The organism is Streptomyces sp. NPDC056161 (assembly GCF_042268025.1).
GTDB lineage: Bacteria > Actinomycetota > Actinomycetes > Streptomycetales > Streptomycetaceae > Streptomyces.
Genome location: NZ_JBHJUV010000020.1, coordinates 62,103 through 87,953, shown reverse-complemented (window position 1 = coordinate 87,953; position 25,851 = coordinate 62,103). Strand labels below are relative to the sequence as shown.

General features: G+C 67.3%; 25 protein-coding genes. 12 read left to right on the top strand and 13 right to left on the bottom strand.

Annotated features, from left to right (window positions below):
- Positions 1 to 46: 46 nt before the first annotated feature.
- Positions 47 to 4,621: an FtsK/SpoIIIE domain-containing protein gene (locus ACFC09_RS20195; protein WP_376530009.1), complete on the bottom strand. Its 4,575-nt coding sequence runs from the start codon at positions 4,619 to 4,621 to the stop codon at positions 47 to 49.
- Positions 4,622 to 5,008: 387 nt separating this feature from the next.
- Between ACFC09_RS20195 and ACFC09_RS20190 the strand changes: the two genes are divergently transcribed.
- Positions 5,009 to 5,311 (top strand): WXG100 family type VII secretion target, encoded by a 303-nt coding sequence (locus tag ACFC09_RS20190; protein ID WP_376530006.1) that lies wholly within the window; start codon positions 5,009 to 5,011, stop codon positions 5,309 to 5,311.
- Between the two features lie 784 nt (positions 5,312 to 6,095).
- A complete protein-coding gene (locus ACFC09_RS20185) occupies positions 6,096 to 6,311 on the top strand; it encodes a hypothetical protein (protein ID WP_376530004.1) in 216 nt (71 codons plus the stop codon).
- Positions 6,312 to 7,122: 811 nt separating this feature from the next.
- On the opposite strand, the gene ACFC09_RS20180 is transcribed toward ACFC09_RS20185, so the two are convergent.
- From ACFC09_RS20180 to ACFC09_RS20155, 6 genes are all read right to left on the bottom strand, one after another.
- Entirely contained in the window at positions 7,123 to 7,791 is a 669-nt protein-coding gene (locus ACFC09_RS20180) for a hypothetical protein (RefSeq protein ID WP_376530002.1), read from the bottom strand.
- Positions 7,792 to 7,818: 27 nt separating this feature from the next.
- The gene (locus tag ACFC09_RS20175; RefSeq protein ID WP_376530000.1) at positions 7,819 to 8,484 is read right to left on the bottom strand and encodes a hypothetical protein; all 666 of its coding nucleotides are present in this window, start codon (positions 8,482 to 8,484) and stop codon (positions 7,819 to 7,821) included.
- Positions 8,485 to 8,508: 24 nt separating this feature from the next.
- Positions 8,509 to 9,783 carry a hypothetical protein gene (locus ACFC09_RS20170; protein WP_376529998.1) on the bottom strand — a complete coding sequence of 425 codons (1,275 nt, stop codon included), beginning with the start codon at positions 9,781 to 9,783 and terminating at the stop codon, positions 8,509 to 8,511.
- 312 nt (positions 9,784 to 10,095) lie between these two features.
- A complete protein-coding gene (locus ACFC09_RS20165) occupies positions 10,096 to 11,142 on the bottom strand; it encodes a hypothetical protein (RefSeq protein ID WP_376529996.1) in 1,047 nt (348 codons plus the stop codon).
- Complete coding sequence (locus tag ACFC09_RS20160; protein WP_376529994.1) at positions 11,130 to 11,786, bottom strand: hypothetical protein; 657 nt, start codon at positions 11,784 to 11,786, stop codon at positions 11,130 to 11,132. Before ACFC09_RS20160 ends, ACFC09_RS20165 begins: the two co-directional genes overlap by 13 nt.
- Positions 11,787 to 12,341: 555 nt before the next feature.
- Positions 12,342 to 12,638, bottom strand: coding sequence for a hypothetical protein (locus ACFC09_RS20155; protein ID WP_376529992.1), 297 nt, complete (start codon positions 12,636 to 12,638; stop codon positions 12,342 to 12,344).
- 160 nt (positions 12,639 to 12,798) lie between these two features.
- On the opposite strand from ACFC09_RS20155, the gene ACFC09_RS20150 reads away from it, so the two are divergent.
- Positions 12,799 to 13,089 carry a winged helix-turn-helix domain-containing protein gene (locus tag ACFC09_RS20150; protein WP_376529990.1) on the top strand — a complete coding sequence of 97 codons (291 nt, stop codon included), beginning with the start codon at positions 12,799 to 12,801 and terminating at the stop codon, positions 13,087 to 13,089.
- A 60-nt stretch (positions 13,090 to 13,149) separates the two neighbouring features.
- Here ACFC09_RS20150 and ACFC09_RS20145 read toward each other — a convergent pair whose 3' ends face one another.
- From ACFC09_RS20145 to ACFC09_RS20120, 6 genes are all read right to left on the bottom strand, one after another.
- Positions 13,150 to 13,890, bottom strand: coding sequence for a hypothetical protein (locus tag ACFC09_RS20145; RefSeq protein ID WP_376529988.1), 741 nt, complete (start codon positions 13,888 to 13,890; stop codon positions 13,150 to 13,152).
- A 41-nt stretch (positions 13,891 to 13,931) separates the two neighbouring features.
- Positions 13,932 to 14,843 carry a hypothetical protein gene (locus tag ACFC09_RS20140; protein ID WP_376529986.1) on the bottom strand — a complete coding sequence of 304 codons (912 nt, stop codon included), beginning with the start codon at positions 14,841 to 14,843 and terminating at the stop codon, positions 13,932 to 13,934.
- A 104-nt stretch (positions 14,844 to 14,947) separates the two neighbouring features.
- On the bottom strand, positions 14,948 to 16,198 hold the full coding sequence (locus tag ACFC09_RS20135; RefSeq protein ID WP_376529984.1) for an enoyl-CoA hydratase/isomerase family protein: 1,251 nt from the start codon (positions 16,196 to 16,198) through the stop codon (positions 14,948 to 14,950).
- A gap of 1 nt (position 16,199) precedes the next feature.
- Positions 16,200 to 16,499, bottom strand: coding sequence for a hypothetical protein (locus ACFC09_RS20130; protein WP_376529982.1), 300 nt, complete (start codon positions 16,497 to 16,499; stop codon positions 16,200 to 16,202).
- A gap of 73 nt (positions 16,500 to 16,572) precedes the next feature.
- A complete protein-coding gene (locus ACFC09_RS20125) occupies positions 16,573 to 17,562 on the bottom strand; it encodes a hypothetical protein (protein WP_376529980.1) in 990 nt (329 codons plus the stop codon).
- Positions 17,563 to 17,606: 44 nt separating this feature from the next.
- On the bottom strand, positions 17,607 to 18,119 hold the full coding sequence (locus tag ACFC09_RS20120; RefSeq protein WP_376529978.1) for a hypothetical protein: 513 nt from the start codon (positions 18,117 to 18,119) through the stop codon (positions 17,607 to 17,609).
- A 660-nt stretch (positions 18,120 to 18,779) separates the two neighbouring features.
- Between ACFC09_RS20120 and ACFC09_RS20115 the strand changes: the two genes are divergently transcribed.
- The 9 genes from ACFC09_RS20115 (at position 18,780) to ACFC09_RS20075 (ending at position 25,612) form a co-directional block, all read left to right on the top strand.
- Positions 18,780 to 19,499: a hypothetical protein gene (locus ACFC09_RS20115; RefSeq protein ID WP_376529976.1), complete on the top strand. Its 720-nt coding sequence runs from the start codon at positions 18,780 to 18,782 to the stop codon at positions 19,497 to 19,499.
- Between the two features lie 17 nt (positions 19,500 to 19,516).
- Positions 19,517 to 20,497 (top strand): hypothetical protein, encoded by a 981-nt coding sequence (locus ACFC09_RS20110; RefSeq protein ID WP_376529973.1) that lies wholly within the window; start codon positions 19,517 to 19,519, stop codon positions 20,495 to 20,497.
- Positions 20,494 to 21,801, top strand: coding sequence for a CpaF family protein (locus ACFC09_RS20105; protein ID WP_376529971.1), 1,308 nt, complete (start codon positions 20,494 to 20,496; stop codon positions 21,799 to 21,801). Before ACFC09_RS20110 ends, ACFC09_RS20105 begins: the two co-directional genes overlap by 4 nt.
- Before the next feature lie 110 nt (positions 21,802 to 21,911).
- Complete coding sequence (locus ACFC09_RS20100) at positions 21,912 to 22,919, top strand: type II secretion system F family protein (RefSeq protein WP_376530180.1); 1,008 nt, start codon at positions 21,912 to 21,914, stop codon at positions 22,917 to 22,919.
- On the top strand, positions 22,916 to 23,836 hold the full coding sequence (locus tag ACFC09_RS20095) for a type II secretion system F family protein (protein ID WP_376529969.1): 921 nt from the start codon (positions 22,916 to 22,918) through the stop codon (positions 23,834 to 23,836). The genes ACFC09_RS20100 and ACFC09_RS20095 overlap by 4 nt, the downstream gene beginning before the upstream one ends.
- 130 nt (positions 23,837 to 23,966) lie before the next feature.
- Entirely contained in the window at positions 23,967 to 24,218 is a 252-nt protein-coding gene (locus ACFC09_RS20090) for a hypothetical protein (RefSeq protein WP_376529967.1), read from the top strand.
- Positions 24,219 to 24,278: 60 nt separating this feature from the next.
- Positions 24,279 to 24,740 carry a TadE family protein gene (locus ACFC09_RS20085; RefSeq protein ID WP_376529965.1) on the top strand — a complete coding sequence of 154 codons (462 nt, stop codon included), beginning with the start codon at positions 24,279 to 24,281 and terminating at the stop codon, positions 24,738 to 24,740.
- Positions 24,741 to 25,154, top strand: a complete 414-nt coding sequence (locus tag ACFC09_RS20080) for a TadE/TadG family type IV pilus assembly protein (protein ID WP_376529963.1) — start codon at positions 24,741 to 24,743, stop codon at positions 25,152 to 25,154.
- Positions 25,151 to 25,612 (top strand): TadE/TadG family type IV pilus assembly protein, encoded by a 462-nt coding sequence (locus tag ACFC09_RS20075; RefSeq protein WP_376529960.1) that lies wholly within the window; start codon positions 25,151 to 25,153, stop codon positions 25,610 to 25,612. Before ACFC09_RS20080 ends, ACFC09_RS20075 begins: the two co-directional genes overlap by 4 nt.
- Positions 25,613 to 25,851 lie beyond the last annotated feature (239 nt).

Below are 25,851 nucleotides of genomic sequence, written 5' to 3'. Positions count from 1 at the left end.
CGGCCCCGTGACCGGTGCCCGGGGACCGAGGCCCGGTGCCCCGGTCTCAGCCCGGTACGACCACCGTGCGCAGTTCGCCGTCGCCCAGGTGGAGCATGCCCCTGCCGGGGGCGATCTGACCGCCCACCAGGCTGCGGGACAGGCGTACGCCGATGAGGTCGCCGCTGGAGGACTCCTGCGGGGACAGCAGGATGCCGCGGCGGGCCTTCTTCGCGTCCACCTGCCAGCCCGAGAAGCCGCTGCACACGTCCTCCTCGTCACCGGCGATGACGAGGGCGAGGCCCAGTTCGGCGCCGCGGGAGACGATGCGCTTCATCTGGGAGGCGGCGTCGCAGTCCTCCAGGATCTCCCCGTCGTCGACGAGCACGGCGATCGGCTCCTCGGGTGACGCCGAGTCGATGACCTCCTCGAACTCGTCCTCGTCCACGTCGTCGCCGGTGAAGACCTTCAGCACGCCGTCCGTGCCGTCGAGCTGCCGCAGCGGCGACTGGCGCGGGGCCGCGACGACCAGCCGTACGCCCTGGGCGAGATAGGACCGGGCGAAGTTCAGCAGGACCGTCGAGCGGCCGGACTTCGCCGGGCCCGCGACCACGAACGACGGGACGCCGTCCGCGAGATCGGGACCGAAGCCGACGATCTCGTCGCCGCCGATGCCCGCCAGCGCCCACAGCCGCGAACGGGACGCCTCCGGATCGCGCATCTCCCACGCCTCCGCGAAGGAGATCCGGCTCGGCAGGCTGTCCACCCGGAACGGCCGGCGCGAGCGCGGTACGTCCGCGTCCCGGGCCGCGGCCGCCTCGCCGATCGCCGCGATCGCCGCCGCCTGCCCCTGCCCGGTCGTGTCCTCGGCGAGCAGCGCGAACTGCGTCTCCGTACCCGACTCGTTGCGGAACGCGCGGCCCGGCGGGATCTCCTCGGGCACCTTGCGGGCGGGGATGCCGAGCGTGGAGAAGTCGCTGCGGTCGGCCAGCCGCAGCCCGTACTTGTCCTCCGTCAGCGTCGCGATCCGGCCGACGAGCAGCGTACGGTCACCGGTCAGCACCAGATGGATGCCGACGCTCGCCCCCTCGCGCATCAGCGTCGTCAGCTCGTCCGTCAGCGAACCGTGGTCGATCTCGCCCAGCGTGGGCACCCAGCCCTCCCAGCGGTCGAGCAGTACGACGATGTGCGGCAGCCGCTCCTCCGCGGGCGCCGCGGCCCGCTGCTCGCCGATGTCGGCGAAGCCCTTGTCCGCCAACAGGTCCTGGCGGCGGGAGAGCTCGCCCTTGAGCCGGCCCACGAGCCGGACGACCCGCTCGGTCTGGTTGCGGCCGACGACCGCGCCGCAGTGCGGCAGCCGGGTCAGCGCGTTGAGGGCGCCGTTGCCGCAGTCGATGCCGTAGAGATGGACGTCGGCGACGGAGTGCGTACGGGCGAGGGAGCCCGCGATGGTGCGCAGCACCTGCGACCGGCCGCTGCGCGGGGCGCCGCCGATCATCAGATGGCCGAAGGACGCGAAGTCCACGACCACCGGACGGCGCGCCTGGTCGGCGGGCAGGTCCTCCACACCGTACGGCGCGGGCGCGAGCCGCCCCGGCGCGAGCGCCGCCGCCGACGGCGCTGCGATCTCGTCGATCTCCGCCAGCAGCAGCGTCTCGGCGAGCGCGGGCAGCCACGGGCTGTGCTGGGCCGGGATGCGCAGCGCGGCGTTGGCGTCGCGCACCGCGTCGACCAGCACCTTCAGATCGGTGATCTCCTCGTCCTCGCGCGCCTCGGCCTTCGGCTTCACCAGCGCGGCCCGGCCCAGGTCCGCCCAGGCCAGCTCGCTCACCCAGGGGGCGAGCGCGGCGGGGTCGGCGGCACCGGGCCGACGGCCGCCCACCCGCCCGGACTGGAACGGCACCAGCGACGCGTGCCCGAGCCGGACGTACGCCCGGCCCGGCGTGTTCTTGGAGATGTGCCCGGCCTCCGGCGAGTCGATGACGTCGCTGGACTCGCCGCCGTCCGTCACGCGCAGCGCGATCCGCAGGTTGGTGTTGGCCCGGATCTCGGGGGAGACCACACCGCTCGGCCGCTGGGTGGCCAGCAGCAGGTGGATGCCGAGCGAACGGCCCCGCTGGGCGATGTTGACCAGACCGGTCACGAAGTCCGGCAGATCGCGCACCATCGAGGCGAACTCGTCGATCACGATGAGCAGCCGGGGTACCGGGGCGTGCGAGGGATCCCTCCGCACCAGGTCCTGGTAGTCCTCGATGTCCTTGGCGTCGGCGGCGGCCAGGATGTGCTCGCGCCGCTTCAGCTCCGCGCCCAGCGACTCCAGGGCACGTTCCACCAGGTGGGCGTCGAGGTCGGTGACCATGCCGACGGTGTGCGGCAGTTGCACACAGTCCTTGAACGCCGAGCCGCCCTTGTAGTCGACGAGGACGAAGGTCATGTTCTCCGGCGTGTTGGCCACCGCCAGCGAGGCCACGATGGTCTGCAACAGCTCCGACTTGCCGGAACCGGTGGTACCGGCGATCAGCCCGTGCGGCCCGTCCTTGCGCATGTCGATGCCGAACGGGCCGTCGTACGACTCACCGATCACCGCGAGCGTCGACTGACCGCCCATCCGCCAGCGTGCGCCGATCGCGTCACCGGTCGGCGGCTCCAGTTGCAGCACGTCCAGCAGCCGGCTCGCGGCCGGCAGCGCCGAGTCCTCCGTCTCCCCGCTGATGTCCCGCAGCGGGGACAGGGAGCGCGCGAGGCGCAGGCACCAGGGGGCGGAGACGAAGTCCGGCCGTACGTCCTTGATGCGCTCCGCGCCCGCCTCCTCGACTCGCAGCCGCAACTCCTTTTCCGCCACGGCCTGTTCGGGCTCGGGTCCGCCCGTCGCATGCCACGCCTGGAACGACGGGAACCCGCCGGCGGCCTGCTGCGGGACCACCTGCTGGGCCGGGCTGTCGTACTCCCGCGCCTTCGGCTCGGCGACGACGTACGCCTGGCACTCGCCCGGCAGGAACCGCTCCTCCGCGTCCAGACACACCGCGTACATCGACACCGCGGGCCCCTCGCGCAGCAGCCGCACCACTCCGGGCAGCGACCGCAGCCGCCGCGACCCGTCCCAGACCACGACGATGTCCGGATCGCTGAACGAGGTCCCCTGCCCGCGGTTCTGCTCGGCGGTCTTCTTCCGGGCGTCGAGGATCTGGGTCAGCTCGCCTATCCGGGCGCCCACGGTCTCGGCGTCGGTGCCGATGAGGACGTTCGCGTCCTGCCCGCCGGTCGGCCGGGCGTGCGGCAGCCACCGCATCCAGTCCCAGCTGCCCTGCGCACTGCTCTCGCTCAGCACGTACACCTGGACGTCCATCGGGCTGTGCAGCGCGGCGGACTGTGCCACCGCCCACCGCCCCATGGCCCGCGCGGAATCACCGGGGCCCGCCATGCCGATGACGCCGAGCGAGCGCAGCGAGAGCGAGACGGGCGCGTCCTCGATGTCCCAGGTGACCTGCCGCCGGTGGTCGTCCTGCTCCGGGTCGTCGAGGACGACCTCCGACGGCAGCCGTCCCGTCCCGACCCGTACCACCAGATGGTCGCGATCGGTGCGCCGCCGCTCCCACAACCGGGTGCGCGGACCGGTGCCGAGCGACAGCACGGCGGCCGGGTCGGGCACCGCGTTCCGCCGGTCCTGCCGCTCCGCGACCAGCGCGTCCTGCGCGTCCTTCTCGATCCGCTCCTTCTGCTCCTTGTACTCCTTGAGCTGCTTCGCATGGGACTTGCGCCCGTGCTTCTTGTCCATGAAGTAGTTGGCGAACAGCAGGACGGGACTGAGCCCCGCCATGATCAGGTAGTACCAGCGGTGGAAGATCAGCACGGAGACGACGGAGCCGACGAGCGGCGTGAGCGCCATCAGCCAGGGCAGCGGCCGGGCCTCGTAGTCCCGGGGCGGGCTCGGCAGCCGGAACTTGGTCTGCCGGTCCGGCGGACGCAGCCGGGGCGGCCGGTTGTAGTCGAGCCCCACCCCGTCCTCCGACCACTTCAGCGCGGCGTTGGGCGGGCTGTAACGCCCCAGTTCGAGCAGCGAGTTGCCGACGGCGACCTGAGCGCCGAGCGGCCAGGCCCCGTCCTCGCCGGCCTCGGCGATCTTCTTCCCGTCGAGGGTGACGGCCTCCTGATCGGCGTGCACGGCCACCCGGCAGGTGCCATCGGTTGCGACTGACAAGGTGAGGGCGCGGGCGTCGAGTTCGGGATCGTCGATACGGAGGTACGAGGCCGGCCCGCTGCCGATGTCGTACCGCCCGACCCCGAGCCGGTGCACGAACCCGGCGACCGGCCCGCCCACCACCCGCAGCTCCACCAGCCCGGTGGGCTCGCCGGGCAGGCACCCGGCGGGATCCTGAAGGCTGACGACGGCCCCGTCCCGCAGCGGCGAACCGACCACGGTGGCACCAGGATCGACGCCGTACCCGTCCACGTACACGAGCGGCGCACCGCCCGCCGGAACCGGTTGATGCTGCCCGATCGGAATGACCTGCGCCCCGCTGACCCCGACGTGCTTGGCCAGTTCCACGGCGATGTCCCCGACGCTGGACTCGGGGTCGGCATCGAGTACGACGTCGGCGGAATCACCGCCGAACGGATCGACGACGGTCAGAGTCAGGCGCACGCTTGTCCTCCCCAAGCCCCCCGTGCCCGCTTCCCTTCCGCAGGTCACAGTCGAAGCGACGATATCCGCTCGGCGCTCGGGCGGGGCAACGGGGAAGCGGACCCTTCCCGATGGCAATGCACCGCGCCGAGCCCACCAGGCCGCGCACCCGCATTCGGTTCCGTGTCCGTGTCCGTGTCCGTGCCTGTGTCCGTGCCTGTGTCCGTCCCGTATCCGTTCCCGGACCCGGTTCCCGATTCGGGGATGTGGCCGGTCAGTTGACCCCCGTAAGCTGCAGTCGCAAGAGCGGACGATCGCACCGGCGGAACCATGTGTACCAGCCGTCTCGTCCGCGCACAGGGAGCCACGGGGGTTGGCCCTGCGGCGTTTTGAAGAGGGAGCAGCTTCATGGCCAAGGACCTTGACGTCACATACCAGGACATGCGGGATGCGGCCAAGCATGTCGTCAAGGAGAAGGAAAAGCTCCAGGAGAAGCTGGACGGCCTGCGCAAGTACATCGCGAACCTGGTCGAGTCCGGCTACGTCACCAAGAGCTCGTCGAAGGCGTTCGACGAGAACTTCGACGAGTTCGTACGGGGGACTAAGGACACGCTGGACGGCCTGGACGGCATGGGGGACTACCTGACGACGGCCGCGGACAAGTTCGAACAGATCGACGAGGAACTGGCTAAGTCGGCCAAGAGCCGGTAAGAGTCGGTATATCGGGGTCGACTTGGTGCGGTGGTGCGTACGGGCGTGCCACCGCACCGAGTGCCCTGAACACGACGCAACGCCACGGGGTGCTATGTCCGGCCAAGATGACCAATCACCAGTTGGCTGAGGCCGTCCGAGGTGCTCGAACTCCCGGGCGGGCCAAGAGGGGGACATAGAATATGCGACCCAGGGATTGGTTCCGGTCGCGGACAGCGATCCCGTTCCCGGTGACCCTGACCAAGTTGCCGCACTCGGGCGCCGGCTACGCGAGACCACCGAAGAGCTGGATCGGCAGATCCGGAATCTCAATGCGGTGAAGTCGACTCCTGGGACAGTAAGGCGGGAAAAGAGTTTCGAGAGAAGGCCAAGGGGAGCGTCAGAAAACTCGAAGCTGCATTCAAGCGCTAGGATGCTGCGGCGGATGCTCGCAGCCTAAATGATGGCCTGTCCGAGAAAGACAAGGACGACAAGAAGAAGCTCGAAGACCGGCGGGATGCTGCCGGGGACGAGATCGAGGCCGCTCGCGAGAAGATCAGGCGTGCCCAGGAGATACGGGACAGCGCCGCCAAACGGGCATGCGAGGCGATTAATGCGGTCATCAGTCACGACTCTCTGAAGGACGGTTTCTGGGACAAGTTCGATAACTGGGTCGAAGAGATCGGGAAGTGGACTGGGTCAGATCGCAACTTGGCTCGGCGTCGCGTCACTGGTCATCGGTTGGATCCCGGTCATTGGCCAAGCTCTGGCCGGTGTTCTGGGAAGCCTGTCCATGCTCTTGACCTTGGTCAGCACCCTTGCGACGCTCATTGAGTTTGCGCGAGGTAACGCGGACTGGATGGACCTCGGGATGGCCGTGGCAGGATTCCTCATGATGGGTGTGGGGAAGGCTTTCTCCGTTGGTTTCGAAGGTCCCATTCATCCAGCTGATCCGCCAGGTGATGGTTGCGTTGAGATGGAAAGCGACGTCACCAGAGGGTCGCAGGTACTCTTCATCTGACGCTTCTCACGCCGGCTCAGCTTGCGCTGGTGCAACCGGGCGCTTGCCTCAAGTTGGAGATCCAGCCACTGCGCAAACTCAGACTCGGGAGCTGACAACGGCATGGAAAACCACAGCGTCGGGTTGGAGTCGGTCTAGACGATCACCATCTGCGATCCCTTTCCTGTCATTTCAGGGCCGGTTTAAACCATATGCTGCGTGCGAACTCGTCCCAGTCCTCGACGAGCGAGGACAAAGGCACCGCAACCCCTCCCCGAGGTGCTCCGAGTGGAAAGCCGGGACGTCCGGGGGACGGACGGGACTCTCCTCGTCCGCCTGGTTCACTTTGAGGAGCCCCGTGTCGCGGTTTTCGTTGCCAGGCTGTACGGATAGTGCGTAGAAGGGGTGGGGAACGCTGCGCGGGTCGCCGCCGTAGAGGAATAGCTGGTCCGTCGGCACTGCCGGATGAGGGTGCGCGTCCAGAAGCTGCCGGAACCGTGTGGCAAGGACTTCCTTGTTGGGGCTCCGCTACCACTTCCTGTCTCTGCAGACCATGATCTCGGCTCAGGTCTCCTACCAGTCCCGCAACTTGGCCTGATCGAGTTCGGTCCAGTGGAGAGGTATCAGGTACACCTCGGTGGGGTCGGCCTCGGTCTCGAAGGAGATCATGTACAGCTCCAGCGGAAGGTTGTCATCATGGCCTCGTAGAGGTCTGCTAGACGCTCCAGTACGTGGAGTCGACGCCTACTCCCGATCTACTGGGTGGTTCGGAGACGATGAACGACGCTGGTAGGCAAGTGTCTTAGAGACGTGCCGAGGGACCTCCCGTTACTCAATTCTTCTGCATTGCTACCAGAGGAGATTCGAAACTTGTCAGCTGGGCAATCTGTCGCAGGATCGCCCGATACTGGGTCCGTCGTTCCACCACGCTGGTAGTCAGCATCAGGACTGCCATGCGCTTGCAGTCCGGGTGCGGAAGGTAGGCGTAGATCTGCAGCAGCGGAGTCGATGGAAGGCCGGATTCAGGGGAAGGGGTCCGAACGGTCTCACCCATCGATGCAGGCCCGCTGGGCAGTTCTAAATATTCGACATGCGCGTGCTGCTCTGCTGTCGCCACCGCCCGTGCCGCACTTACAGACCGTGGAGACCATGCGATCCCGCGCCATGACACCGTGAAGAGTGAATGCAGGGTTCTTCCGCTGCCTTCACCCACATCGTCTTGATGCACTCCAAGGGAGCAATGGACTGTACCCACCTCGCGCAGGGCGCCGAGGAGTTGCCGGCCCGATGCCAGCTGGGCAACGAACTGCTGGCGGGTGACACCATCGGGAATGGCCTGGGCCAGCGGAGCAAGGGATTCTCTGAGCCGGTCGGCCTCGGTAGACGCAGGCGGGGCCAGTAAAACATCGATCGGTATCTCGGTGAAGCCGCCGGGGACGGCGAACCAGATACCGGTACTGGGGTCATTGACCGAATCGTCGATGACGACACTGGATGTCATATCTATGAGATTTCGTTGGTGAACGCATCATGGACGAGCAGGTCGGACCCCGGCGCGGCGACCGCGCTCGATGTCCTCGGCGGTGGCTCCCCAGTCGCTGACAGAACGACCGCCTCCGTCTGCTGACATCTGCTGGTGCAGGAATCGGAACCGGCGGGGGCTCACCCCGTCGGGCGAGGACGCGGCGATCACGCCGATGAAACGGGGGTCCCCTGCTAGCCACACCACATCGATCTGAGATTTCAGTTCGGGGTTCGCCCTGGGAGCCATACGCCGATGCCACCAGCCGACCCCCCAGTGGCGGGGGAACACCATGGGAAGCTGCTCGTCCGGTTGAGCAGGATTCGGAAACTCGAACCAACCGTACTGCCTGCCTACGACATCGGCTCGATCAGTGAGCCCGCACGGGATGGCACTGTACAAACGCCACGGGTACTCCCGCAGAATCCGCCTGGTACGGAAGACGACGGGGATGGAGAAGACCTGGATGAACGCGCGATAGAAGCTGTACAGCAGGAATGGTACGAAGAGGATCGTGTACCGGGGGGACAGGAAAACCACCAGGACGGCCAAGAGGGCAATCCAGAGAGCGATCCAGCCGACGAGCGCGAGCAGGCTTACTGACAGTTGCTTCGACCATGCGCGCTGGGTCGGAGCATGCTCCCATGCTGTGAGATTGTCTGTGGGATCCATATGAATTCTCTCTCGTCCTTTGATTCAGAACACGTAACGGGCGAGGTCTACCAGGGCGCCGCCGTCCAGAATGCTCCTTACGCCGTCAACCCCGGTGGCACCGTCCGAAGCTCCATCGTTGTCCAATGCGTCCACGGCGCTGGACACCAAGCCATAACCGGCCGTCAGGGCACCGAGTGAGGCAGACGAGATTTCCACGACTTCGCCTACCTTGGCGGAGTCGCGGGCTCCGCGCACCACGAGATCCAGGGCTGGATTGCCGAGATCTGATATGGCTTTCGCTTCGCTCATCGTCTTCCCGCCCAGCGTCGTCATTACCTTTCCGAGGGTGACCGCTTCTTCGCTGGTACGCAGGGCACTCATCGTTCCGCGAACGCCCATGCTTACGGCGCCGATTCCCGGAACGGCGCCCAGGATGTCGCCGCCCAGACTGACGACATTGCCCCAGAAGTCGGAGTCAAACTCACCTTTGGTGAAGCCGTCTTTCAAGGAAGCAAGTACTTCGGAGTCAGACAGCCGCATGACCAGTGCGGATGCGCTCAACGCAGCCGCAGCCAGCAGTAGGACCGCGGCAGCGGTGCCTCCCGTCGCCACGAACAGGGCAACCAGGCCGATAACGCCGGCGGTGAAACTCAAAATGTCCGGAAGGTTTTCTGTGAACCAGTCGGTGAATTCGTCAAGCCATCCCGGCTCGTGCGGTGCCAACTTCTTCGTGGCATCCCGGATCTTGGCGGCGCGGTATCCGGCTTTATCCTTGTGCTCCTCGGCGAGCTTCTTCGCCCTTCCAATGATTTCGTCGAGGTCGGCCTGGGCCTGCTCCACCGCCAAGTTTGCCTTGGCCAAGGATTTCTGTGACTTGTCGTACCGACTTCCTTCCCCCTTGAGGCCGGGATCGTTCTTCGCCTCTGCGGCGTGTCCCTTTGCCGCGTCTATGACGGCCTGTGCACCCTCGGCGTCTTGCTCAAGCTTCCTGGCTCGTCGTCGGAACTCTTCAAGCTCACCTTCCCAGTAGTTGAGCTGTCGAGCAGCCTTCCGGATCGAGTGGGCGGCGTTCTTCAGATTGCGCGGGAGGGGGCCGCCATCGAGTTGCTCTCGGAAGGCCACAGCAGCGTCCCCCTTCCAATAACTTCCATCCATTAGCTGCGTGACGAGCCCATGCGTCTCCTCCAGAGCTTTGGTGCAACTGCTGAGCTTCTTGTACAGGTCGCTGACCGTCTCGGTAGAGCCCGGTGCCGGATTGAAGCCTAGGTGTGGAAAGTCGGGGTTCGGCGACTGCCCAAGGGCTGGCGGGTAAGTCATTGTCTACCCCCTGAGTGGTAAAGCCCAGTCATCCCTAACGCCTTTTTCGGAACTCGTCGACGTCTTGGCAACGGCCGTTCCGTGAAGCGGAAAATTTCACCTGCAGTCGGAGACGAGCGACATTGCCTCACGACGCTGGAGAGGGTCATGGAAACCGTACCTGTGTAATCATGCCGACCCCTTCAGGGGAACTTCGGAGCGACCGTGCCGCCCGTCAAGCAGGACACGCATCGTGACTCCCGTGAGGGTGACGGATATGCGGGCGAGGGATTTTCCTTCGGTTCGGGCTGCCAGACGTTCATGGCGTTCCCGCTATCTATTGAGGGCCTGCGCTTCCTGCGCTGTGACGTCCTGAGTGGTCCCGAAGGTCCCGTTCGGCAGATCGCCACCCGCGCCACCTGTTCCGGTCCAGCTGATCTGCCAGGTGATGGTTGCTTTGAGATGGAAGGCGGTGTCACCAGAGGATCGCAGGTACGTGACGCCGCATGGCGGGATGTCATCGGCCTTGCCCTTGGCGTAGGGCTCGCCGATGGATCCGTCGGCGTTGAAGGCGCACTCGCCCGAGGCGGGGAAGGTCTCGGCGTCCGCCGTGCCGGGTTCGAGCTTGAGGGAAACTGGTTTGGCGGTAGTGGTGGCTTGGATACTGAGGCCGTTGGCGTTGAGCTGGGCGGTGACGGAGACAGGCTTGAAGGTGGCTCGGTCGAGCCACGCCCAGGTTGCGAGGTTGACCTTGGTGATGTTCGCGGGGGCGAGGCTGACCTTCGTGTCCGGAACTTTGACGCGGTTGTACGCCAGTTGGGCCAGCATCTCCGGTGTGACGGCGTTCTCCACGTTCGGGGTTTCACCGTTTTTGACCCAGAATGGCTGCTTGTTGCATTTCTGGGCTTCATCGCTCAGCCAGCGGTCCGGGTCCCGCGTGGCGACCCACCAACTGCCTTCGTCCGCCTTGTCCTTGTTGTAGTTCTTGTATTTACCGTCTTTGTAGTAGTCGCGGTTTTGGGCGACGGCGCTCTTGGCGTAATTGGGCTGCTGGGGATCGTTGGCCACGAGGTCGTAGCCTGCCTCAGTGGTCTTCGCGAATTCGTCGGCGGAGTAGGGCTCGTACCAGCAGGCGGGCGGGGTCCAGTCGCCTGCTGGTACAAGGGGCCCGGAGGCGCTGTCGCTTTCTTTGACGGATCCGCTGAAGGCGATTCGAGATTCGAGTGTCTGGCCGCTCCGCGAGCCCTCCGGCTTCGGGTCAGAGCCTTCGTTCCCACCGCCTGGGGCGACGTCCGCGTGCACGGGACCGGCCAGGACCACACATCCGACAGCGATGCCAGCCACCAAGAGCAGGCGGCGCTGGGGGGTCATGGCGTGCATGCGGAGTTGCCCCTCTCGGAGTGCAGTACGGCGGTCTGCCAAACACCCTTGGTGCTCTTCTCCAGACGTGTGGAGTAGAGGAGATAGGACTTGTTCGTCACCGGAGTGATCTGGGCTTTCCCGGTCTTCTTGTCCTTGACGTACGCCTTGCCCTCGAATGAGCAGTAGGTGAGGGTCGCCATTCCGGTGGCATACACATCGACCTTGGGGTTGAAATAGCGGGTTTCGCCAGTCATGGATTGCTTGGCGTCCACGAACTGCTTGACCCACTGGGACGCGCCCACCAGAGCGTCCCCTTTGTAGTACACGCCGAGAACAGGGTCGTCGGCGTTGCTCTGGGTGATGGCATAGTCCAGCGCGTTGATACGCCGGGAGGTGTCCGCCAGAACGACGTCCTTGGTGGCGTCGCCGGTCTTCCAGTTCTCGAAGACGTTCGAGACATCGCTGGGCAGCGTGACCTGCGGGCGCTCCGCCGATCCTGAGGCGCTTGCGCTCGGCGTGGCAGAGGTTCTGGTGTCGCCGGTATCGGCTCCGGCGATCTTGTCGCTGCCCTTCGCCACGCTGTCACTACCGCCGCATGCGGTCAGAACAAGGACTGTCGTCGCGCTGATCGCGACAGCAACTGGCAAGGTGCGGCGCTTCACTGTGGCTCCCCGTGAGACAAAGTTCCAGTCAAGAGTCCAACGCTATCGGTAGGGTTCTCGCTTCCGCCAGGACGAACTTCCCCATGCACATGGGCAATTCCGGCGTAAGGGATCCTTCCGGGAGTGCCTCGTGGCTTGAATGTGTTCGAACGGCAGACGGCTCCGGGCGCGGTCGGGTGCCATGTCCGGAGCCGTCGTTGTGCGCTTGTTTGTTTTGCTATCGCGCAACTGTGCATCTCGGGCAGGAGCACGGTGGATACGCCGAGGTGAACGGCACCGGTTCCCCGTGCCCGCCGGCCACGACCTCGACCTTGCCCCGGTCGTCGGTCACCCTGCCCTCCCTGTCGATTCTGTAGATGCGGAGGCTGAGACGGGAATGGCGGGGTGTGGGATCGAGGAGTTCGAATCCGTCCGTCCCGGGTGAGTAGTGCGCGGCGCATTCCGGGCATGCGTAGACGTTGAAGCCGGGGCCTGTTGGGGCGTGGACCTCGTGGATCAGGACCGGTTCGTTCGTCGAGCGCTCGCAGCGGGCGCACATGCGCAGAGCCGGGCGGGTCATCGGCCGGCCGCCGGTACGCGTACGCCGTGGATGAGCTTCGGGCCCACGTCGATTCCGAGGGTGGCCAGGGAGGCGGCCCGGCGGCGTTCGCGTTGGCGGCGGTGTTCGTCGGGGGCCAGGACGTAGGGGCGTACGAGGCGCGATGCGTTGCCGTCGAGGGGATCGGTGAAGCGGGGTGGCGGGACGGGGATGAAACGCAGGGGTGGGGGTGCGCCTCGGCGGTGGCGGCCCTGGGGGCTTGGGGTGCAGACGCTCAGCATCCAGGTGAGGAGGCGGACGATACAGTCCGGCATGTCGACGCTCCGATTCAGCGTTGGCCGTGCCCCGGGACGGCTTCCACCCGTCGCCGGGGTCTATTGCGCAATCAGCCTACATTGCTGCGCATGTCAGTGCATAGCAGTATGCAGCATCGCACCCATCAATGCAGCTCAGGGCTGTTTTACGGTGGTTGCTATGGCAGCAGACGCAGGGGATTCGCCGATCGACCCCAACAAGATCGCGTACGTCTATATGCAGGTGGCTGACCACATCGCTGCCCGGATCGCGTCGGGTGCGCTGAGGCCGGGAGCGCGACTGCCAGGTGAGCGGGATCTCGGTGAGGAATACGGGGTCGCGTACCTGACCGCCCGCCGAGCCGTTCGCGAACTCCGTGAGCGCGGCCTCGTCGTCACTCTCCCGGCGAAGGGCACCTTCGTCGCGTATCCGGAGGCCGACGTGTCGTCAGATGGTGAGGGACAGGAGTAGCAGGGTCCGGGTGCCGAGCTTGGGCTCCGGGACTTTGCTTGGCCGGCGTCGTTCTGGCTCTCAGGCTTCCTCGGCCGACGTGAGGGGCGTCAGATCCTCGGTGGGATCGACGAAGGAAACCGTCTGGAGAATCGCCCCCATCATCTCGACGAACTGGCTCCACTGATCCACGGAGGCGGTGAAAAGCGTGAAGACAGCGGTGAACGGGCCGGTCGGGAACGGTACGTGGACCTGGATCTGGGCGGTGACGAGTTCCGTGGCCTCACCGCTTGCCGTCACGGCGGGGTTGAGGTTCAGCTGACGCCAGGCGACGCATGACACGGCCGGGCCGCAGGGGAGGTCGAGCCAGTCGACCTCGTTGTACCGGTCCGCGGACAGGGCCGCGAGGATTCCCTGTGCTACGACATCGGTTTCGGCGTCGGCCTGGTCCGTGGGTATCGCGGCCAGGGTGAAGGCGCACTGGGCGGCACCGCCGGAGAGGTCGTGCCTGGCTATGTCGCCCTCGGGGGTGCGTTCTTCCTCGGAGGTGGAGAACAGGCCCATCGCGGCGTAGGAGACACCGGTGTTCTGCATGAGTTCGGCTATGGCCGAGTAGTACGGGGCGGCGGGTTCCCAGACGGTTTCGTCACCGCGGGAGTAGAGGTCCCGTACGAAGGAGTGCGCTCGGGCCGCACGCTCGTCGGGGCTGTCGGCGAGGGGGAGTGGGAAGAAGCCTTCGGGGGTCAGGAACCAGACGGGTGGGGGATCCGTCAGGGGGAGGGGAGGTGGGAGGGGGGACGTGGATTCGGCAGATGGTGGCATGGAAGCGGGATCCCCGTTTCGGGTGTGATGTGCCTTCGGGTTCAGAGGTCTTCGGGGTGGTACTTCAGGGGGTCGGCCTCTTGGCCGTCCTCGTCCATGGTGAGAGTCTGCTCCGAGGCTCCGAAAGCAGAAGTGAGTCGACTTGGTAGCAGAATGTCGACGTGATAGTGGCCGCAGGAGTTACGTGTGATGATGGGAGCAACAGATTCCGGTGTCTTCGCCTCCATAGCGAAGTTCAGAATCGTTGCCCTCTGCTGCAGTGTGAGGGAATCAAGCGGAAGTAGTTCCAGCGTAGGCTTCAGGTACCGTGTCAGCCGACTGCGTGCAGTGGACCTGAGCCTGCACCACGATCCGTCCTCGAAGATGACCTTGAAGTCGTCTCCGTCTCTGAAGTCTTTGAGTTGAACGGCGCTGATGTCGGTACGTGGACACTGCCATAGGACCGTATCGTTGATCGCTTCGAAGTTTTTCTTCTCATAAGGAAGTTGGACGACAACAAGTCTGCGGTCGGTGACGATTACGTGTGTGAGCTGGCGCTTCTGATCAGTGCGGCTTGGATCCAACTGCCAGGGCAGGTTGCGGGCAATGGTGCCAGGCGCGGCCCACATGACCGGAAAGTCCTCGACCTCGTCCGCTGGTTCGTCCGGGGTGTCGGAGCCGAAGTCCCCGGAGGGGCCGGCAATGTTGCCGCCTGCCGCGCTGAGGAGGGCCATGAAGGCTACACCGACAACCATGCCTGCTCCCTTGAGGGATTTCAGGGCGACAGTGCCGCCCGTTGAGCGGGCAGTGAAGGCGGGGCCTTCGGGCCAGCCAGGCAAATCGTGCTGGATGTCGTTGCGGCCGGTATCACGGAACCAGCGCATACCCTTGACGCGCATCGCGGCGCCCGTTGCGAAGGTGACGGGCGCGCGGGCAAGGAGAATTTCCCCCGGTTCGGGCTGCCATACGTTCATTTCGCTATACACTCCCTGCACTCTGATCCCCGGGTTTGCAGTCCTGTGACGTTCTTTGTCGTCCATGCTTGGCAGTGGTCACGGTATGGATTTCAGTTGCCATGCTAATCGCTGGAGACGGCGTCCTTGATATTGGTGATTGCCTTGGGGGCGATCTTGAGGCTGCCGTCGATGACTCGGCCCATTCCGCTCATTGGATCTACCTCCAATTTTGTGAGGGTGTTGATTCCCTTGGTGCCGATCCACTGTCCCTCGTGATAGCCGGCGCTCACGACGCCCCCCATGCGCGTTGCCAGTCCGCTGGTTGCGTGGGAAACCTCGTAGGTGAATTCGGACATTCCACGGATCTTCACCAAGCCCGCTAGTCCGAGTCCGCCCTTGATGTCTATCGATGCCTTGCCCATGGCCATCTGAATGCGTGATTCACCGATATTCGCGATCCGGAATCCCTTGCCCAGCGCGGCAGCCTTGGCCGCCGCTGCCCCCTTCGCCACCTCAGCGGACTTACCAGCGATCTTGATCCCCTTCCCGAACATCCCGAGCCCCGGCATCAGCCCCAACGCATCGGTCCCGAGCGTCATCCAGCTCACATCCGCACCGGCGGCCATGGCGACGCCATGGGCCGCCAGGGCCAGTCCGCTGCCGATGAGGGCGGCTGTGCCGAAGATGGCGGCGAGTGGAGGGAAGGGGAGGGTGGCGATGGCCAGCATGCCCAGTACCGCGGACGCGTTGCTGAGGATGTCGCCGACCGTTTTGATCAGGTCGGCGTGTTCCTTGAGCCAGTCGCCGGTGGCGTCCCAGGCGTCCGCTATGCCCTTGCCGAGTTTTTCCCAGAAGCCGGGTTCGTCGGGGGCTATGTCCGCGGCCTTGTCGAGTTCCTTGCCTATCTTGTGGGCGGCTTGCTTGTAGCGGTCTTCGAGGTCGTGGACCTTGTTGATGACCTCGTCGACGGCGCCGGAGGCTTTGCCGAGTTCGTCGCTGCCGTCGCTGCCGGCCTCGGCTTTGGCCTTGTCCTTGGCGTCGAGTTTCTCGCCGGCGAGTTTTTCGAGCCGGTCCGCTTCGTCCTGGAAGTCCTGGAGCTCTCCTGCCCACCGGTGGAGCGCCCTGGACGCCTTGTCGAACGATTCGTAGCTCTTGCGGATGAGCGGTGTGACGTCCTCGCCGATGTACTCGGTGAAGGCGATCGCGGTCTTGCCCTTCCAGGCGCCGCATTCGATGCGTTCGAGTTCGTGTACCGCGGTGCCGAGTTCGCCGGCCAGGTTGCCGAGTCGTTTGGCGAGTTCCCGGGTGTCGATCACGTCCCCGGGGGTGGGGTCCCAGCCTATGCGGGGGAAGGAGGGCCGCTTGCCGGTCACGTCACTTGCCCTTCTTCTTGACCTTGAGTGATTCGGCGAGTTCCTGGTCGAGCTTGTCGAAGGTGTCGCCGATGGTGTTGATCATCTTCACGGCGCCCTGGGTGTGCTTGCCGAGCTGTTTGATGCCGTAGCCCCAGTCGTCGGCGAAGTCCTGGACGTCGTCGACGAGTTTGCTCTCGCCGACGGCCGAGGCGTCGGTGCCGCGCAGGCTGCGGCGGGCGTCCTCCATGCGGTCGCTGATGGTGGAGAAGGTCTTCTTCAGGTGTTCGAAGACGGTGTCTTCGAGGCGCAGGTCGCTCATGTCGTCTTCCGGTCTCCGGTCTCCGGTCACGGGCCCGTCGCGAGGGCACGTCGCGAAGCTGGTGGGTGGGTCGTCAGCGGTTGACCGACTGGATCTCCTGGACCGTGACGGCCTGGTCGTTGCCGAACGTGCCGTCAGGGAGCCGCTTCGGGTCGGGATTGCCCGTGCCCGTCCAGGTGATCCGCCAGGTCACCGTGGCCCGCAGCCTGAACGTGCCGTTCCCGGAGGAGCGCAGGTAGGTGACGCCGCACGGCGGGGTCCGGTCGGCCTTGCCCTTGGCGTAGGGCTCTCCGACGGAGTCGTCGGCGTTGAGTGTGCAGTCGCCCGAACCGGGATGGGTCGTGGCGTCTCGGGTGCCGGGTTCGAGCCTGAGCGCGACTGGTTCGGCGGTGGTCGTGGCCTGGATGTGCATGCCGCCGACATCGAGGGCGGCGGTCACCGAGACCGGTTTGAACCGGGCCTTGTCGAGCCAGGCCCAGGTGGGCAGATTGACCTTGGTGGTGTCCTGCGGCGCCAGGCTCACCTCGGTGGCGGGCAGCCGCACGCGGTTGTAGGCGAGTTCGGCGAGGATCTGCGGGGTGACCGCGTGGTCCACGGGCGGCGCGGCACCGTTCTCCACCCAGAAGGGCTGCTTGTCGCAGACCTGGGCGGCCGGCTCCATCCAGCGGTCCTGGTCGACGACGGCGACCCACCAGTTGCCCTCGTCCTGTATGCCGAGGTTGTAGTTCTTGTACGTGCCGTCCTTGTAGTCGTTGCGGAACATGCCGACGGACGCCTTGGCGTAGCTGTGCTGGCCCGGCGTATTGATCGTTTCGGTGTACATGTTCTCGACGTACTCGGAGAAGTCCGCGGCGCTTCTCGGTTCGTACCAGCATGCGGGTGGGGTCCAGTCGCCGACGGGTGTGACATGGCCCTTGTCGCCGCCTCCGCCCGCGGTGGAACCGCTGAAAGTGATCAACGAGTAGAGCCGTCCGCCGTCCTGCCCGCCGCGGGTCTCGGTCTTCTGGCCGTTCGACTTTCCAGGCGTTCCCCACCCGAAGGCGGTGCCGGGAAGGAGCGCCAAGGTGACCGCGGCTGCCCCTGCGGGGAGCCAGCAATGCCTGATCCTCAAGGAGTGCACGCCTTGTTCCCCCGCTCCGATTCGAGCTTCGTGGTCTGCCAGACGCCCTTGTCGTTCAACTGAAGGCGGGTGCTGTAGAGCACATAGGATTCGGCGGTCGCTGGTTCCTTGTCGACCTTCTCCGTCTTCCGGTTCTTGTTGTACGCCTTGCTCTCGTCCGCGCAGTACGACACACCGGCGGTCTTCTTGTCGAAGACACTGATCCTGGCCGCGTAGTAACGCACAGCACCCGAGTAGGTGAGGCCGGAGTCCACGATCGACTTGACCCAGTCCTGGCTCCCGGCGAGGGCCGTGTCGGCTTGGTAGAAGGCCAGCGCGGAGGTTTCCGGGTCCCCCTTGGTGACGGAGTACGTCACCGCGGTCTGCGCCCTTCCGGCGTCCGCCAGGACCGCGTCCTTGGTGGCGTCCCCGGTCTTCCAGCCCTCGAAGGTTTCGTGTACGTCGCTCGGCAGCGCCAGGTCGGGCCGCGTGGCGCCGCTCGTCGTCGGGCTCGGAGCCACGGAGGGCGAGGAGTCCCCGCTGTCGGCCCCCGCGATCCTCCCCCCGTCCCCGCCCGAGTCACCCCCGCCGCACCCCGTCAGCAAGAGGCTTGCGGTTGCGGCAACCGCGGTGGCAATCGGCGCAGAGCGGCGCATCACTGTGGGCTCCCCGTTGAGACATGAAGGCTGTCAAGGGCACTGACGGTATCCCTGGGATTGGAGGTTCCGCCAGGCTGGAGCGGCGTCGGCCGCCGGAACGGTGCGGGGGCAACAGCGGTTTCCCGTACGGAGGGTGGGGAACCGCCCGCACCTCTCGTGGGCGAAACGTGCAGGCATCGTGTCCGCCCGGTGAGCGCTTGCCCGGCGGTGGGATTGTCGGGTGTTCGTCGGAGCGCAGGCAGTAGGCTCCGTACCCCCTTGGTTCAACTGCTGTGTGTTGGGGGGATGTTGCGGAGCGCGACCGCGTTCCGGGTGGGTCCACGCACACGGAGCGTGCCTTGAGGGGCTTATGTACGGCTGATACGGTGCGTTCGCTTGACACTCACCCTGGTGCTGGGTATCCGCCCGGCTCGGGCGGTGCGTCCAGCACGTCTCGTGTTTCACGCGCGGGCGTCGGGGGTGAAGTGTCCGCTTTTTTTGGCAACTTGGCAGGCATTTCTTGCGGGTACGGGGAGCGGTTGCGTGAAGATCCAGGAGCGTACGGGGGCGGGCGCGGGTCGTGCCGCCGCTCCGGCTCAGCCGTCGGTCGGTGACCGGCTGCCCACTCCGCCTCGTGAGCGCAAACCGGCGTTGGCCGCGCTCGCCGTGCTGCTGATCCTGCTCGGCGCGCTCGGCGCCACGACGCTCGTGCTGCGCGCCGGTGACCGGATCGAGGTCATCAAGGTGACCAAGGAGATCCCGGTCGGCGAGTCCGTCAAGAACGGCGGGGTGACGTCCGTGATGGTCGCCGCCGACGACGGCATCGACTACGTCCGCTGGGACCAGCTCGACACCCTCAAGACCCTCAAGGCCAAGTCCACCATCTACACGGGCACGGTCGTGGTGGGGCAGATGTTCGCCGCGGGCGACTCCCTCCCCAAGGGGAAGGCGTCCGTCGGCGTCTCCCTCAAGCAGGGCCAGTACCCGGCCGACATCAAGCCCGGTGACACCGTCGCCGTCTACAGCGTCGACTCCGGCGGCTCGAACTCGGGCAGCTCGGCCGACTCGTCCGGGACCTCCTCCGGCGGGCTCATCGTCGGCGACGCGCGGGTCAGCTCGAAGTCCGACGGCAGTGACGCCACCGTCAGCACGGGCAACCTCTCGCTGACCCTGCTCGTCGACGAGGCCGACGCCGCCGCCGTGGCACGTGCCGCGTCCGCCAACGCGGTGGCCGTCGTGCGAGTTCCCGGCACCGGCAACTAGAAGGCGGCACCCACCCCATGGCGCTCATCGCAATCGCCGCCGACAAGGGTTCCCCCGGCGTCACCACCGCGGCCGTCGCCCTCGCCGCCGTCTGGCCGAGGCGCGCGCTGCTCGCCGAGGCCGACCCGGCCGGCGGTGACCTCGTCTACCGCAGCGCCGCCGCGCACGGCGGGCCGCTCAACCCGAACACCGGCATGCTGTCCATAGCGGCCACGGCCCGGCGCGGGCTCGTGCCCGACCAGCTCTGGGACCACGTGCAGCCGCTGAGCGGCGGGCTCGAAGTCCTCGTCGGGCTCGGTATCGCCGAGCAGGCGGCCGGGCTGGCCGGCCTGTGGCCCACCCTCGGGCACGCCTTCGCCTCCCTGGCCGACTCCCCGAACGCCCCCGCCGACGTCATCGCCGACTGCGGACGCATCAGCGGCGACACCCCGGCCGTGGAACTGTTCCCGCACGCCGCGCTCGTCCTGCTGGTCTCGCGTACCGAGCCCGAGTCGCTGGCCCGGGTCCGGGACCGCGCCGCCGCGCTCTCCGTCAAGCTGCACGGCGGCCCGCGCGGCGCCGCGACCCTCGCCACCCCGCTCATCGGCGTCGTCCTGGTCGCCGACCCGAGCAGTTCCGCCAAGCTCGCCGGCCAGGTCAACGACATGCTGGTGCACGCCCAGACCGGCGCGCGGGTCGTCGGCACGCTCGCCGACGACCCGTCCGGCGCGGAGCAGTTGGCCGGCCGCAAGCGGGGGCGCCTGGAGAAGTCGCTGCTGATCCGCTCGGCCCGCAAGGTCACCGCCGACCTGTACCAGCAGTACGGCGCCGCGTGGGCCGCGTCCGCCCAGGCCCAGCAGGCGCACCAGTCCCAGCAGCAGGCGCACCACGGCGGACAGCAGCCCCAGCAGCAGGCGTACCAGCCGCAGCAGGGCCGGCAGCAGCCGCCGCAGCAGGGCCAGCAGCCGCCGCAGCAGGGCGAGCGGCCCCAGCAGGGTCACGCGGGGGCCGGACGATGACCGCTGTCGACCACCAGTTGGTCAAGCGGTTCCGGCAGGACGCCGGCGACCGCATCGCCGAACAGCGCCGTCAGGACCAGGTCCGCGGCGTGTCGCCGATGTCCACGGAGGACGAGCGGCAGTACGCCCGCGCGGTCATCGCGCAGATCCTGGAGGAGTACGCCCGCACCGAGATCAACGCGGGCCGTACCCCGCTGGACGCCGAGACCGAGGAGCAGTACGCGGCCGCCGTGCACGCCGCCCTCTTCGGTGTGGGCCGGCTCCAGCCCCTGCTGGACGACCCCGACGTCGAGAACATCGACATCAACGGCTGCGACCAGGTCTTCGTCGGCTACTCGGACGGGCACGAGGTCAAGGGCGAGCCCGTCGCCGAGACCGACGAGGAACTGATCGAGCTGATCCAGGTGCTGGGCGCCTACTCCGGTCTGTCCTCCCGGCCCTTCGACTCCGCCAACCCGCAGCTCGACCTGCGGCTGCCCGACGGCTCCCGGCTCTCGGCCGTCATGGACGTCGCCCGGCGGCCCGCGCTGTCCATCCGGCGGGCGCGCATGGGCAAGGTGTTCATCTCCGACCTCGTCGGCAACGGCACCCTCGGCCCCGAGCTGGGCCACTTCCTCGCCTGCGCCGTCCGCGCCCGCAAGAACATCATGATCGCGGGGGCCACCAACGCGGGCAAGACGACCCTGCTGCGTGCCCTCGCCAACGAGATCCCGCCGGGCGAGCGGCTCATCACCGTCGAACGCGCCCTGGAACTCGGCCTCGACACCTTCGCCGACCTGCACCCCAACGTGGTGGCGTTCGAGGAACGGCTGCCCAACTCCGAGGGCCAGGGCGCCATCAGCATGGCCGAGCTGGTCCGCCGCTCGCTGCGCATGAACCCGTCCCGGGTGATCGTCGGTGAGGTGCTGGGCGACGAGATCGTCACCATGCTCAACGCGATGTCGCAGGGCAACGACGGCTCGCTCTCCACGATCCACGCCAACAGCTCCAGCGAGGTCTTCAACCGTATCTCCACCTACGCGTTGCAGGCGTCCGAGCGGCTGCCCATCGAGGCCAGCCAGATGCTGATCGCGGGGGCCGTGAACTTCGTCGTCTTCGTCCAGCGACGCAACAACTTCCAGACCGGCGGCCGGCTCCAGCGCGTGGTCACCTCGATCCGCGAGGTCAACGGTGTCGACGGCCGGGTGCTGTCCAGCGAGGTGTTCGCCGAGACGCCCGACGGCCGGGTCGTACCGCATGCGCCGATAGCCTGCCTGGAGGACCTGATGGCCTACGGCTACCAGCCGCACGGGGCGTGGGGGTGACCATGACGTACTTCACCGCCACCGCCACCGCCACCGCTGCCACCCTCGGCACCGGCACGGGCACCGGCACCGACGCCGTCACGCGTACGGCGTTCGGCTCGCTCGGCTCCATGGGCGGCCTCTTCTCCACCACCGTCCTGTACTCGATCGGCAGCGGCGTCGCCGTCGGCGGCGGCATCGCGCTGCTGATGCTCGCCGTGCGCGGCCTGCCCGCCAAGCCGGCGCACGAGAAGCAGAAGGCCAACGAGCGGGCCGCCGAACTGATCCGGTTCGCCGGGCAGCGCGGCTCGCTCGCCGCGATCGTCGGGCTCGCCGTCCTGCTGCTGACCCGCTGGGCGGTGGCCGGTCTCGCGGCCGGCGTCCTCGTCTTCTTCTGGGACCGCCTCTTCGGCGGCGCCGGGGAGGAACGAGCGGCCATGCGCCGGGTGGAGGCCCTGGCCTCCTGGACCGAGTCCCTGCGCGACACCATCGCCGGCGCGGTCGGCCTGGAGCAGGCCATCCCGGCGTCCGCGCGGGCCGCGGCCCCCGTCCTGCGCCCCCACCTCGACTCCCTCGTCGACCGGCTGCGCGCCCGTACTCCGCTGCCCGACGCGCTCCAGGTGCTCGCCGACGAGATCGACGACGCGTCCGCGGACATCATCGTGGCCGCGTTGATCCTCAACGCCCGGCTGCGCGGCCCCGGTCTGCGTCAAGTCCTCGGCGCGCTCGCCAAGTCGGCGCGCGAGGAGGTCGACATGCGCCAGCGCGTGATGGCCCAGCGCGCCTCCACGCGCCGCTCGGTGCAGATCGTGGTCGCGGTGTCGATCGCCTTCGTCCTCGGACTCGCCATCTTCAACCGCGACTTCGTCTCGCCGTACGGCAGCCCGGTCGGCCAGCTCGTACTCGCCCTCGTCTGCGCCCTGTTCGCGCTCGGCTTCTGGTGGCTGCGCAAGCTGTCCACGATCGAGACGCCCGAACGCTTCCTGGTCCGCGACGAGTCGTCGGTGCAGTTCGTACGGCCCCGCGGCGCGGTCACGAGCACACAGCCGCACGCCCCGCAGGCCCAACAGCCGCTCCATCCTCACCAGCACCACCAGTCGCAGCCGCCGTTCCAGTCGGAAGAGGGTGTACGCCGGTGAACCTGACGATGCCGATCCTGATCGGCGTGGTGTTCGGACTGGGCGTCTACGCCCTCGTCCGCGCCCTGATGCCGTCCAGGCGGAGCGCGGTCGCCCAGGTCGCGCGGATCGACGCGATGCGGGCGCGGGGCGCGGCGTACGAGTCCGCGCGGCAGACGCAGGACACGGGACGCTTCGGCGCGCTGCGCGCCGAGATCGGCGCCCGCGTCTCCGAGTTCTACCTGCACCAGGGCTGGGAACAGCGCTCGCTGCGCGCCGACCTCGCCGTCCTGGACCGCAGCTGGGAGAAATTCCTGGCGACGAAGGTGCTGCTGGCCACGGCCGGGCTGTTCTTCGGGCCGTTCCTGTTCGCGGTCGTCTACACGATGGGCTTCGGCCGCAGTCCGGTCATCCCGGTCTGGCTGGCCCTGATGTGCGCGGCGCTCTTCTTCTTCCTGCCCGACCTCGAAGTACGGCGGGACGCGGCCGACAAGCGCCGGGACCTGCGACGGGTCATCGGGGCCTATCTGGACCTGGTGTCGATGAGCCTGGCCGGCGGGCGCGGCCTGCCCGAGGCGTTGATGGCGGCGGCCGAGGTCTCCGACGGCTGGGCCAACCAGCGCATCCGCAGCGCCCTGTCCGACGCCCGGATCACCGGCATCAGCCAGTGGCAGGCGCTCGGGCAGCTCGGGGAGGAGCTGGGCGTCGAGGAACTCAAGGACCTCTCGGCCTCGCTGGCGCTGGTCGCGGACGACGGCGCCAAGGTGCGCGAGTCGCTCGCCTCCCGCGCGGAGACCATGCGGCACCGCGAACTCGCCGAGATCGAGGGCAGCGCGGGCGAGAAGTCCCAGTCGATGCTCGTGGCGCAGCTGCTGCTGTGCGCGGGATTCCTGGTGTTCCTGATCTTCCCTGCGGCCGTGCGGGTGTTCCAGGTGTGAACCTCCGACCGGCAACGACGAGCCCCACGACCCGAATCCATCGCCTTCACTTCACTTCACTGCTTCCGCTCCATTTCTCCCACTGCCCAGACCGTCAGCCGAGTCGAGCTGAGTCGAGAGGACGACTTCCATGACTGAACGCACCGTCCGCACCGGAATCCCGGCGGTGGACTTCCTGATCACCTTCCTCCAGTGCCGGGTGCAGCGCGCCCGCTCCGGCGAACTGGACCGTGGTGCCTCCGCCGTCGAGTGGGTCATCATCTCCGCGGTGGTGGTGGCGATCGTCGGCGTGGTGGCCGCGATCATCAACGCCGCGCTGAGCGACGGCGCGAACAAGGTCGGCGACTGCATCAGGGGCGCGGACGCGGGCAAGACCTGCTGACCGCTGTAAGGCGCGACAAGAAGACGCGAAGACGCGAAGACACGACGCGACACGACGGGGATGACGGGGTTGTTTGTGGGCGTGGGCAGATGGGCGCGCCGCCGTGCGCGGGCCGCGCGCGGCGAGAGCGGTGACTCGGGCATGACCGCGATCGAGTTCGTGCTGCTCACCCCCGTCCTGTTCTTCATGATCTTCGCGACGGTGCAGTTCGCGCTGTACTTCTTCGCCGACCACGTGGCCCAGGCGGCGGCCCAGGCGGGCGCCCGCAAGGCCCGCGCCACCGCCGACGAACAGCCCGGCGCCTGGCGCGGCGAGGCCCGTGATGTCGTCGACTCCTACATCAGCCAACTCGGCCCGCAGCTGGTGGTCGCGCCGGACGTGAAGCTGCTCCAGCCGGACGCGGGCACGGTGGGTGTGGAGATCTCGGCGCGGATCCCCACGGTCTTCCCGGGACTCGACCTGACCGTGCACGCGCAGTCCTCCGGACCGGTGGAGCGGTTCGTGCCGGAAGGGGGCAACTGAATGCGCGGCCGCGACCCCGCGGGCGACGACCGGGGTCTGTCCACGGTCGAGGTCGTGATCCTCGCGCCGGTGATGATCCTGTTCATCCTCGTCCTGGTGGCCTTCGGCCAACTGGTCGACGGCCGGGGTGCGCTGGACGGCGCCGCGCGGGACGCGGCCCGCGCCGGCTCGATCCAGAAGGACCACGGCACCGCCATGGCCGAGGCCCGCAGGGCCGCCGAGGCGGACCTCGCCGACGTGTGTTCCGGCCCGGTCTCCGTCGTCCAGACCAGCCAGGGCTTCGCACCCGACAGCATCTTCACCGTCGAGGTGAGCTGCCAGGTACGGGGCCTGGCCATGCTGGGCCTGGACATCCCGACCCGGCTGTCGTCGAGCTTCAGCTCCCCGCTCGACCCGTACCGGAGGTCGGCGTGAGGACAGCGGTACGCGCCTGGTGGTCCGCGCGCCGGACCGGTCTTGACGACCGGGGTTCCGGCGCCGGAGCGGTGATCATCTTCGCCCTCGTCTTCCTCTCCTTGTCCGCCTTCGTGATCGACGGCGGCATGTCCATCTCCAAGCGGGAACGCGCCGCCGACATCGCGGAACAGGCGGCCCGTTACGCGGCCCAGGACATAGACAAGGACGCTCTCTACGACAACGCGGGCGGCCCCGCGCCGATCAACTTCCAGAACTGCGACGCGCGGGTGAAGACCTTCGCCCGCGAGATGGACATGACGGGCGCCGACATCGCCGCGACCCACTGCGTGCTGGCCGACACCCAACAGGTCGAGGTCGAGGTGCAGTTGACGTACCAGCCGGTGTTCACCGGCATGTTCTACGGCGGGAACGTGGTCGTGCACGGCCAGGCGGTGGCGCGGAACGAGGTCGGCTGAGCCGGGGGTGCGGCGTGACGTTCGTACGGGGTGAAGGGGCGGAGAGGTGAAGGGGTGGAGAAGTGAAGGGGGGAGACGTTGCACGGGGAACCGATGACGATCGCCGGGGGCGACGCTCGTGGACCGGTGATCCGGTGAACGGGAGGGCCGGTGCGCCGGGTTCGGCCGCCGCGGACCTTCGACGCTGTCAGTCCCAGTCAATAGGATCTCCCTAGGATCTCCTAGGAACCACTCGCTCG

Bases quoted from the DNA above. Each gene is read 5' to 3' on its own strand.
- ACFC09_RS20190 (WP_376530006.1), top strand. From the start codon at position 5,009: ATGGCCAAGGACCTTGACGTCACATACCAGGACATGCGGGATGCGGCC.
- ACFC09_RS20180 (WP_376530002.1), bottom strand. From the start codon at position 7,791: ATGACATCCAGTGTCGTCATCGACGATTCGGTCAATGACCCCAGTACC.
- ACFC09_RS20175 (WP_376530000.1), bottom strand. From the start codon at position 8,484: ATGGATCCCACAGACAATCTCACAGCATGGGAGCATGCTCCGACCCAG.
- ACFC09_RS20170 (WP_376529998.1), bottom strand. From the start codon at position 9,783: ATGACTTACCCGCCAGCCCTTGGGCAGTCGCCGAACCCCGACTTTCCA.
- ACFC09_RS20165 (WP_376529996.1), bottom strand. From the start codon at position 11,142: ATGCACGCCATGACCCCCCAGCGCCGCCTGCTCTTGGTGGCTGGCATC.
- ACFC09_RS20155 (WP_376529992.1), bottom strand. From the start codon at position 12,638: ATGCCGGACTGTATCGTCCGCCTCCTCACCTGGATGCTGAGCGTCTGC.
- ACFC09_RS20150 (WP_376529990.1), top strand. From the start codon at position 12,799: ATGGCAGCAGACGCAGGGGATTCGCCGATCGACCCCAACAAGATCGCG.
- ACFC09_RS20145 (WP_376529988.1), bottom strand. From the start codon at position 13,890: ATGCCACCATCTGCCGAATCCACGTCCCCCCTCCCACCTCCCCTCCCC.
- ACFC09_RS20140 (WP_376529986.1), bottom strand. From the start codon at position 14,843: ATGAACGTATGGCAGCCCGAACCGGGGGAAATTCTCCTTGCCCGCGCG.
- ACFC09_RS20130 (WP_376529982.1), bottom strand. From the start codon at position 16,499: ATGAGCGACCTGCGCCTCGAAGACACCGTCTTCGAACACCTGAAGAAG.
- ACFC09_RS20110 (WP_376529973.1), top strand. From the start codon at position 19,517: ATGGCGCTCATCGCAATCGCCGCCGACAAGGGTTCCCCCGGCGTCACC.
- ACFC09_RS20105 (WP_376529971.1), top strand. From the start codon at position 20,494: ATGACCGCTGTCGACCACCAGTTGGTCAAGCGGTTCCGGCAGGACGCC.
- ACFC09_RS20100 (WP_376530180.1), top strand. From the start codon at position 21,912: ATGGGCGGCCTCTTCTCCACCACCGTCCTGTACTCGATCGGCAGCGGC.
- ACFC09_RS20090 (WP_376529967.1), top strand. From the start codon at position 23,967: ATGACTGAACGCACCGTCCGCACCGGAATCCCGGCGGTGGACTTCCTG.
- ACFC09_RS20085 (WP_376529965.1), top strand. From the start codon at position 24,279: ATGACGGGGTTGTTTGTGGGCGTGGGCAGATGGGCGCGCCGCCGTGCG.
- ACFC09_RS20080 (WP_376529963.1), top strand. From the start codon at position 24,741: ATGCGCGGCCGCGACCCCGCGGGCGACGACCGGGGTCTGTCCACGGTC.